We start from the raw sequence: 9802 nt of genomic DNA on the forward strand, positions 1-9802 counted from the left end.
TTCTATCCAGCTCTTGCAATCCTGCAGGTATAGCTACACCGGTATGCTGTGAGAGCAACTTCATTAATTCAAATTCATCCTTGCCCCTCATCTCTTCAGGCTCCAAAACAGCCTGAGCCACGCTGCTGGCAAATTTAAAGGGGCTGGCGGTGGAAGCAATAATACTTATTGTCTTATCCCCGGTTTCAGAGCGGTATTTTTGATAAACATTTACGGCCACAGCCGTATGGGTATCTAATAAATAACTCCGCTCCCGCCAAATGTCGCGAATGGTAGCAATGGTCTCTTCATCGGTGCAAAAATCCGCCCAGAATATGTCCTGAACAGCATTACGAGTAGCAGTATCTATTTCGTATCGTCCCCTATTCTTCAAGTCTTCCATCCAGGCAGCAACTCGCCTGGCATCATGACCGGTTACTTCAAATAAAAGCCTTTCCAGGTTGGAGGAGATAAGAATGTCCATGGAAGGGGATATAGTCTTTTCAAACTTGCGCTGGCGGTCATAGATACCAGTCCGGATAAAATCAGTCAGAATATTATTGGCATTTGATGCACAGATCAGCCTTTTTGCCGGAAGCCCCATCCGGGAGGCATAATAAGCCGCCAGAATATTACCGAAATTCCCCGTGGGCACCACTATATTCACGGATTGAGCTTCTCCAACTACCCCAGTTACCTTCAATTCAAGATAGGCCGCTACATAGTATACAATTTGGGGCAATAGACGCCCCCAGTTAATGGAGTTAGCAGATGACAACTTCTGCCCGTTTTGCAGCAACCGGGCGGCGAATCCATCATTGGCAAATATCCTTTTAACTCCGTTCTGGGCATCGTCAAAATTACCGCGAACTGCAGCCACATAGACATTATTGCCTTCCTGAGTCAGCATTTGGCGTTTTTGTATTTCACTGACACCCTCATCCGGATAAAAGACAATAATCTTCGTTCCCTCTACATCTTTAAATCCTTCCAAAGCCGCCTTCCCGGTATCTCCAGAAGTGGCCACCAGGATAACAATTTCCGCCTTTTCTCCCGTTTTATGAGCACTGATGGTCAAAAGGTGCGGCAGTATCTGCAAGGCCATATCCTTGAAGGCAGCCGTTGGGCCATGCCACAGTTCTTGAATATACACTGCTGTATCAAGCTTTACCAAAGGTGCTATCTTCTCCATATCGAAATTATCCTGATTATAAGCTCCATTAATACAGCTCTTAATCTCATCATCACTAAAATCACTCAAAAACTGTCTGATAATATGAAACGCCTTTTCCTGGTATGACCCACTGGCCATGGCAGTTAATGGCTTGTCGTCCACATGGGGAATAGATTCAGGGACAAACAGTCCTCCATCTGGGCTAATCCCCATTTTTATGGCCTCTGCCGCAGTGACGGAATGATATTTTCCTCGACTACTCTCATATTTCACAATTTTATCCTCCTTCAAGACTATCCCTGGGAAAAGGATATCCTAAACAGTATAATTATTATAACGAGGTAAAATATGTCTTCGTTTCTTTAAGCGGGCGGGTTCCTGTTAACAAAACAGGCGGCGGGTTCTAATCCCCCGCCTCGTTGCAGCGGTGTGTTGAAACCGCTTAAGCAGTTTCTTCCGATGCTTAAAAAGAAGCAAAAGAGAAGAGACAGGCAGTTCTCCTCCTGCCGCAAACATCAAGAGAATTCTGTTCTATATTCTATACTTAAAAACCCGGCAGGTAAATGCAAACGAAATTTTTTAAGAAGCTTGACCATACGAAGAGAGCGTTTAATTCAATTTAGCTTTATCCATGAAGCTTTTGGCAGGAGCATTGAATTTGAATTCAGAGGGGGTAATTTTATGGGACAAGCCATTATCGCCGTCCTGGGGCTGATTCTGGCCAAGTTAATCTTAGATGTGGTCAAAGAAAATATAAGTAGCAGCAGTAGCAAGAAAACATCTTCTCCGGGACCCATTATAGACCTGGGCGATACCTGGGTAGACTTGAATGAGATCTCCAGTCGCCAGCGTGAAAGCCTGCTTTCTGCAGAGGAAATTTTGCTTTTCCAGATGCTTGATAGCATCCTGAACAATAGCAATTACGCAGTTTTTCCCAAAGTTAGGCTGGCTGATCTGCTAACACCCGACCCCAATATCCCTAACCGGGGGGAATACAAGCGGCGTCTCCAAGAAAGAGCGGTAGACCTGCTAATAGTGGAAAAGCAAAACCTGAAGCCACTGTTATTAATCCTCACCAAAGGTTGGCAAAACAAGAAAGCTGAACCTGACCAGCTTAGTATACGGAGCATAGAAACAGCTGGCCTTCGCTACCTGACAATTAAGCTGGATGACTTACCTTCCACCAGCAGTCTGATGCAAAAGCTACGCGAAGCTGGATTAAATATTTAATGTCGCCCCTGAATGATTTTGAGACCTTATTGCTTACCATTTTTTCCAGAGCTATCCTGGCCTGTGCTATGGCCGGGTCTTCTTCGGACAATCTCTCCAGCAGTTCCATGTCATCCCATCCTTTCAAAAACATTACCCACCGGTCCAGCGGGTTATCATAACTTGCCATTTCTTCATTCTATTTGGGCAATTCGATGAAGTGTATCTCGATGGCATCGGTCAAATCTATATTTTCATCGCGCTCCCGCAGCCTGAAGCTAGTATGATAGCGCTGGCTGTCTTTGATGCGGACAAAGTCCAGTATGTTTATACCTATGGCTCTATTGAGGTCCTGATATCTTCCTCGGGTGATTATCTGGTCTCCGAATATTCGGCATATATAAAAGGTGCTGCGCCTTTCCATATTAGCCCGGTCACCAATCTGCATTTCTATGTCCACCAGTTGCCCACTACCCAATTGAACCTTTATGTCAAGTATACCACTGCCCCCAAAGCTTCGCGCAAATAAAATGCATCCCTCCGGTACACAATTAAAATAGTTAAAAAAGCTGCTAATTACAGCCTAAAAAATCCCATAAACGCCAAAAAGCCCAGCATTGCTCGGCTTTCCATTGTATCAAAGATTAAGTTTTTATTTTTAGATGGTCGGAGTGACTGGATTTGAACCAGCGGCCTCTACGTCCCCAACGTAGCGCTCATACCAAACTGAGCTACACCCCGACGCAAAGAATATTGTATAACAGAAGCAGGTATTCGTCAAGAACTGAGTTTCCTGTCTTTATTCTATCTTATCCAGCTCAAATTTCCGGTGCAAAGCTTTAACCGCAGCTTTGATGTGGCACTCGTCAATAACACAGGAAACACGGATTTCCGATGTGCTGATCATATGTATGTTGATACCTTCGTCCGCCAGAGCTTCAAACATGGCAGCTGCTACCCCAATATTACTCTGCATACCTGCTCCGACAATCGATACCTTGGCTACATCTTTGCCGTAGGTCATACCCGAAGCACAGATACTTTCCACCAGTTCTTTTACCACGGGAACGGCCCGGCTAAGATCATTCTCTTCGATTGTAAAGGCTATATCATTGCGCCCATCTCTCATGGCGCTCTGGATAATTATATCTACATTAATGCTTTTAGCAGCCAGGGTCTTAAATAGTGTTTTGGCTATGCCCGGTTGGTCGGGCACATCAAATAAGGCAAAACGAGCGCAATTCAAATCATGCGCTATCCCACTTACTGCTCTATGATTTTCCATATTGGCTACCTCCGTTATTATAGTTCCAGGATTACGGCTAAAACTACTCCGAACCTCCACATCTACATTATACAACATAGCAAATTCCGCCGCCCGGGGTTGTAATACTCCCGCTCCCAGGCTGGCCAATTCCAACATTTCTTCATAAGATAGCTGGGGTAGTTTTTTGGCTTCTTTTACTATTCGTGGATCAGCGGTAAACACCCCTTCAACATCGGTAAATATCATGCAGCGCAGAGCGTCAAGACGGGCAGCCAGGGCCACTGCAGTTGTATCAGAACCGCCCCTTCCCAAAGTTGTGATGTCACCCTGGGGAGACAGGCCCTGAAAACCCGCTATAATGACCACATTACCCTGTTTTATTTCATATTTTATACGGCCGGTTTCAATTCCAGTAATCCGGGCCTTGCTATGGCTATCATCGCTTTTTATTCCAGCCTGCCAACCGGTAAGTGAAATAGATGGACAGCCAAAATTATTAAGAGTCATGGCCAACAGTGCAGCTGATTGCTGCTCTCCAGTAGCCAGAAGCATATCCATTTCCCGTTGGCATAAATCATTGCCGGTGAGACTGGCCAGTTCAATCAGCTCATCCGTGGTATCACCCATAGCTGAGACAACTACAACTATATCATCGCCCTTATCTCGCACTTTTTTGATTCTACCGGCAATCTGTTTAATTTTATCAATTGATGCGACTGAGCTTCCGCCAAACTTTGCTACTATTAATGCCAAGATAATTCACTCCTAAATCCAAATGATTAGACTACTTTAAAACTTTCACTCCATCCGGGTCGGTGGTCAATATCATTAACTGGCTTTGGACTCCGGAGGCAGCAAAGGCAGCTTGCATAGCTTCTGCCACTCTCCTTTCCTCCTGCTGGCAAAAGGCGATAATGGAAGATCCTGAGCCACTAAGGGCTACTCCCAACGCCCCACTTTCCAGAGCATGGGAAAACACCTGGTCAAAACCGGGAATCAGCTGCTTGCGCCGGGGCTGGAAAATCGCATCATCCATGGCTGCTGATAAATGGCGAAAATCGCGTTTAATCAAACTGGCCAACAAATAGGAAGCTCGTTGCAGGTTATTCACCATATCCATAAAATCAATCTTTTTCGGCAGTAGTTGCCGTGATTCATCAGTGGATATTTGGATATCAGGCACGGCAACAACCAGTTTTAATTCCTCAGGAAAAGGGAATTGCTGATAATAGACATTTTCATTATAAAGCATGGCGGTGGTCAGTCCTCCCGCTACTGCTGGAACAACATTGTCAGCATGCCCTTCCATCTCCACCGCCCACTTAATTAAATCCTCCTGCGCAAATTCCTTCTCCAGTATTTCGTTGGCCGCATATAGCCCGGCAACAATAGCAGCAGCACTACTTCCCAGGCCTTTTCCCGCTGGAATGGAGCTGTCAATAGTCAGCTCAAGTCCGGGAGCTTCTGCAGCAGCTTCCGCAAATACTTTTTTCATAGCCTGGTAAACCAGGTTATGCCCCAGTATTTCTTCTTGATATTCTTCTCCATCGACAAAAAAGCTAATCCTGCTGCTGCCCGGAAACATTTTAACCTTGACCTCCAGGTATAATTGCAGGGCCAAACCCAGAGTATCAAACCCCGGTCCCAGATTGGCACTTGTAGCCGGAACCTTAATGGTAAACATAATACCCCTTCTTGTATAATATTAGTCTACTTCTCTATCTGTTCCTTCCAGGCGAATAACATTTTTAATATCACCCACTATACTAAGCCCTTTGAGCACAGTAAGGGAATCCCTTAGATGCTTTTCCTGAATCCGGTGGGTAATTAAAATAAGCTCGGCCAAATCTTGCTTGACAGTCTTTTGCAATACGGTCGCTATACTGACATTATTATTCCCAAAAACCGCAGCAATGCCTGCCAGAACTCCTGGTCGGTCCTTCACTGTCATTCTGATATAATATTCGCCTTCTAGCTCTTTAATGTCCAAAATTGCCTTGCTTTCATAACAGCTACAACCAATTCGAGCATTGCTATGATGCAAGATATTGCGAGCGATTTCAATAATATCCCCAAATACTGCACTGGCGGTTGGCATCTGTCCTGCTCCCCGCCCGTAATGCATAACTTCCCCCACGGCGTCTCCGCGCAAAAATACGGCGTTAAATACATCGTTTACTCCAGCCATGGGATGGGTTCTGGGTAGAAAAGCCGGGTGTACCCGGACTTCAATTTTTTGTTGAGAGTTTTCCTTGGCAATGGCTAAAAGCTTAATTACATAACCTAATTCTTTGGCATATTGGATATCAGCCGCCGTAATCGAGCGTATTCCCTCCACATATACATCATCCAGAGTAACCCTGCTGTTAAAAGCAATGGATGATAAAATGGCAATCTTACGAGCCGCATCCAATCCATCTATATCTGCGGATGGGTCGGATTCAGCATAACCCAGTTGTTGAGCCTCTGCTAAAACTTCATTAAAATCACGACCTTCCCGGCTCATTTTGCTGAGTATGTAGTTGGTGGTGCCGTTCAATATGCCGATAACTTCTTGAATCTGGTTGGCAGCCAGGGATTGTTTCATAGGATATACTATGGGTATTCCCCCAGCAACGCTGGCTTCAAAATAGAAATCCACCTCTTTCTCCGAAGCCAGGTCAAAAATATCTTTTCCTTTTATTGCTATTAGATCCTTATTGGCTGTTACCACATGCTTTCCCCGGGCCAAAGCTGACATTATATAAGAGAAGGCCGGTTCTATTCCCCCGATTAACTCTACCACTATGGCAATATCCTGGTCATCGAGAATCTCTTGGATATCCTGAGTTATGACCTCATCTCTAATGCCCAGCACCCGACATTTCTCCAGGTCTCTTTCCAGGACTTTCTTAATTTCAATTGATTCTCCTATTCTTTTGCCAATTATTTCACTATTCTTTTGCAGTAATTTGACTACCCCGGAACCTACGGTGCCACATCCGAGCAAAGCTACACCAATCATCTGATTTCCTCCTGTACTGATAATATAAACTTGATTCCACTGTAAATAATTATAAATATGCATTAGCTTACATAAAAAGGGGTTTTTGCAGCAGAGTCAAGCTTGAACCACACCCGGCGCTTCTACCTTTCTACCAACTGCTCCATGGTAACATTCACATCTCGATACTCAAGGAAATAGTAACATAAGCTAGTCGATGAAGAAAGTAGTGGGCTATAAAAGGTGAAAAAAGAAAAGGCTTACAGAAAATTAATTTGCCCTCGGGTAAAAAGTCGCAGACAGGCATCTACGACATCCGGATCATATAGGGTTCCCCGGTTACGTTGGATCTCCTCCAGAGCCAAATTTATGCCCAGGGCCGGTCGATAAGGCCGGTGTGAAGACATTGCTTCAACTACATCAGCTACTGCCAATATACGAGCTTCCAACATAATCTTGGAACCCGCCAGGCCCAGTGGATAGCCAGAACCATCCATTCTCTCATGATGTTGGATAACTATATCCGCTACCGGCAAATCAAAAGGGATAGTTTTAATTATCTCATAACCCACCTGGGCATGAGTTCTTACCAAAAGCATCTCTATATAGTTCAGTTCGCCCGGCTTACTTAATATATCGGAAGATACCTGCATCTTACCGATATCATGCAAAGTAGCCGCCATATAAATACCCCGGGTCATATCTTCGGAAAAACACATTTCCCGGGCAATGGCAGTTGCTAGCTGCGCCACTCGGCGCTGGTGACCGGCGGTGTAGAGATCCCTTTTTTCGGTGGTAGTTGCCAGTGCATTAACTGTGCTTTTAAGAATGGCCTGCGATTTATTCAGGCTTTCCTTTAATGCGTTTTCAATTTGCTTACGCTTACTGATATCTCTCAACGAAATAATGGCACCAGTCTTATTGCCCTCGTTATCAAAAAGCGGGGCCGTAGCGGCCCAGCAATAAAGTCCGGAATCACCCACAGACGGGAAAAACACTTCTCGTATAAGGGTATGTCCCTTTCTTTCAACATCAGTGAATAAGCTGTGAACATAACTCGATTCCTCTCTTACCATATCAATTATCATGGGCTTTTTATAACCATAAAAAGGAATAGCGTACTCATAGTTATTTTTACCTATTATTTCCTCAGCCTTTACTCCGGTCATCTCTTCGGCCGCATAATTCCATATAATTACCTTGCCGGCTATATCTACTGCGAAGGTGGCATCAGGTAAGAAATTAATAATATCCGCCAGTCGGCGTTCTGACTCCCTTATTTGCTGCTCGGCTCTTTTCCGCTCGGAAATATCGCGAATTATCCCCAGAAACCCGGTTATTTCCCCATCCGCAGCGGTAATGGGACTAACCGAAGTTTCAACATATAGCTTTTTCCCCGCCTTGCTGATTAGCTGCCAATCAAATCCTTTGGCCGCCCCCCCGGTACGAAAGACCTGGTTATAAGTCTTGAAAACCTTGTTAGCATCTTCATTGGTCATATATCTCTTATAGTTCATACCCAGTAGTTCTTCTTTGGAATAGCCGAGCATTTCCTGCAAGGATTGGTTGAAGAAAACCAGATTCCCAGCCTTATCTACTTCATAATAACCATCCTCAATACTCGCCAGAATATTCAGGAATTTTTTTGCATTATCAATCAAAGCCCGATTAATCATCCCATATCCCCTTTGGACAATATAGTTCTCTTTATCCCATAGCTCCTCAAGGGCAAAAAAGACATTATAATAAGTGACTCCACTGCAAAAAACCCTTTTTGTTGCATAAGGGTTGCATGAATATACAAAAAGCGGGCGAAGGTGAAAGCGGGCGATCGAAGACCGCCCTTACAATACCCTGCGGTCGCTATTAAGGTTGCACCCTGTCGGGCACTTCTGATGCTCCCTTCGGTCGCTATTAAGGTTGCTGAGCGGTATAAATATGCACACTAATGCATATTTATTACTTTTTGCAGTGACATCAATAAGTAAACAAAGCCCGGAATAATCATAAAAAAAACAGAAGAATGCTTTTTAAAAGTTTCTATACTATTCAAAACCAAAATTTTCACGGGAGAAAACATTCAGGCAGGCTTCCACCACCCGAGCATCATAGATTATACCCGCTCCTTGCCTTATCTCATCCAGGGCCGATGCAATTCCCAGCGCAGGCCGGTAGGGTCGGTGGGAGGCCATAGCTTCCACCACATCGGCTACAGCTAGTATTCTGGCTTCCAGAAGAATCTCCTCACCAGATAAACCCTGCGGGTATCCGGAACCATCCATTCGTTCATGATGTTGTAATAGAGTAGTTGATATCGCCTGGGCAAAGGGAATAGTTTTAACAATCTCGTATCCTGCCTGGGGATGGGTTTTTACCAGTAATCTTTCTATTTCCGTCAAGCCTCCGGGTTTGGTAAGTATATCAGTAGGTATCTGCAACTTGCCAATGTCATGTAAAATGGACGCGGTCTTGACATTATCAATATAGTATTGGGGTAGTTTCATTTCCTGGGCAATTGCACAGGCCAGGGAAGCAACCCTCCGCTGGTGCCCTGCAGTATAGGGATCCTTCTTCTCTGCCGTTATGGAAAGAGCGTTGACTGTGGATTCAAACACTGTTCTCAAATGTTCCAAACTCTTTTGCAGGCTTTCTTCAGCCCGGTCGCGGGTGATCTCCACTGCTAACAGATTAGCAATCAAGGTAAGGGTGTCCAGATGGGCCTGGGTTAACACAGTTCGTTTTCTATGGCCAACCACCAATACTCCCAGGCAATTATTTCCGATTATAATAGGAGCCGCCAAACCACAAAGCAGTTCTTCTTGTAGTACCAGTTCATCATAAATATGGGTAAAAAGAGTACTGCTGATATAGTCTTCGCATATATATCCCCTTTCGCTAGCGGCGACCATACCAACCAGACCTTTTCCATAGGGTATCCTGATCTCTGACCATTCTTCCATTTTATTTCCAGACAGGGTATGGGGGATTACTTCCGCCTTGTTTTCATTTATCAGGAATATAAAGGTACAATCAGCCGCGAAAAGCTCCCTGCTCTTGTCGGCGGTAAGCTTCAGGGTTTCGTCCATGCTTTGGGTGGAAGACATGGCAACGGCCAAGTCGTATAATACCCGTAATTTATATACTTCACGCGACAGGTCGTACTGTGCTTTTTTACGCACACTAATGTCTC

At 44.7% G+C, this 9802-nt stretch carries 8 protein-coding genes and 1 tRNA gene; 1 reads left to right on the forward strand and 8 read right to left on the reverse strand.

Translation table 11 applies throughout. From position 1 onward, the window contains the following. The coding region (gene thrC / locus PHP87_RS08885; RefSeq protein ID WP_299920482.1) for a threonine synthase at positions 1-1426 on the reverse strand (1426 nt) is incomplete at its 3' end. A 186-nt stretch (positions 1427-1612) separates the two neighbouring features. Between thrC and PHP87_RS08890 the strand changes: the two genes are divergently transcribed. After that, positions 1613-2383: a DUF2726 domain-containing protein gene (locus PHP87_RS08890; RefSeq protein ID WP_299920484.1), complete on the forward strand. Its 771-nt coding sequence runs from the start codon at positions 1613-1615 to the stop codon at positions 2381-2383. Positions 2384-2561: 178 nt separating this feature from the next. Here the strand turns inward: PHP87_RS08890 and PHP87_RS08895 are convergent, their stop codons facing one another. The 7 genes from PHP87_RS08895 to PHP87_RS08925 all read right to left on the reverse strand — a co-directional run. Next, entirely contained in the window at positions 2562-2939 is a 378-nt protein-coding gene (locus tag PHP87_RS08895; protein ID WP_366942918.1) for an Rpn family recombination-promoting nuclease/putative transposase, read from the reverse strand. 86 nt (positions 2940-3025) lie between these two features. Next, a tRNA-Pro gene (locus PHP87_RS08900) sits at positions 3026-3103 on the reverse strand. Positions 3104-3161: 58 nt separating this feature from the next. Further along, positions 3162-4382: an aspartate kinase gene (locus tag PHP87_RS08905; protein WP_299920487.1), complete on the reverse strand. Its 1221-nt coding sequence runs from the start codon at positions 4380-4382 to the stop codon at positions 3162-3164. 31 nt (positions 4383-4413) lie between these two features. Continuing rightward, positions 4414-5313 (reverse strand): homoserine kinase, encoded by a 900-nt coding sequence (gene thrB / locus PHP87_RS08910; protein ID WP_299920488.1) that lies wholly within the window; start codon positions 5311-5313, stop codon positions 4414-4416. A gap of 21 nt (positions 5314-5334) precedes the next feature. Then, positions 5335-6633, reverse strand: coding sequence for a homoserine dehydrogenase (locus PHP87_RS08915; protein WP_299920490.1), 1299 nt, complete (start codon positions 6631-6633; stop codon positions 5335-5337). A 239-nt stretch (positions 6634-6872) separates the two neighbouring features. Continuing rightward, positions 6873-8288: a PAS domain S-box protein gene (locus PHP87_RS08920; protein ID WP_299920492.1), complete on the reverse strand. Its 1416-nt coding sequence runs from the start codon at positions 8286-8288 to the stop codon at positions 6873-6875. A gap of 369 nt (positions 8289-8657) precedes the next feature. Then, the coding region (locus PHP87_RS08925; RefSeq protein WP_299920493.1) for an HD domain-containing phosphohydrolase at positions 8658-9802 on the reverse strand (1145 nt) is incomplete at its 5' end.

The sequence above is a fragment of the Syntrophomonas sp. genome (assembly GCF_028707975.1).
Lineage (GTDB): Bacteria > Bacillota > Syntrophomonadia > Syntrophomonadales > Syntrophomonadaceae > Syntrophomonas.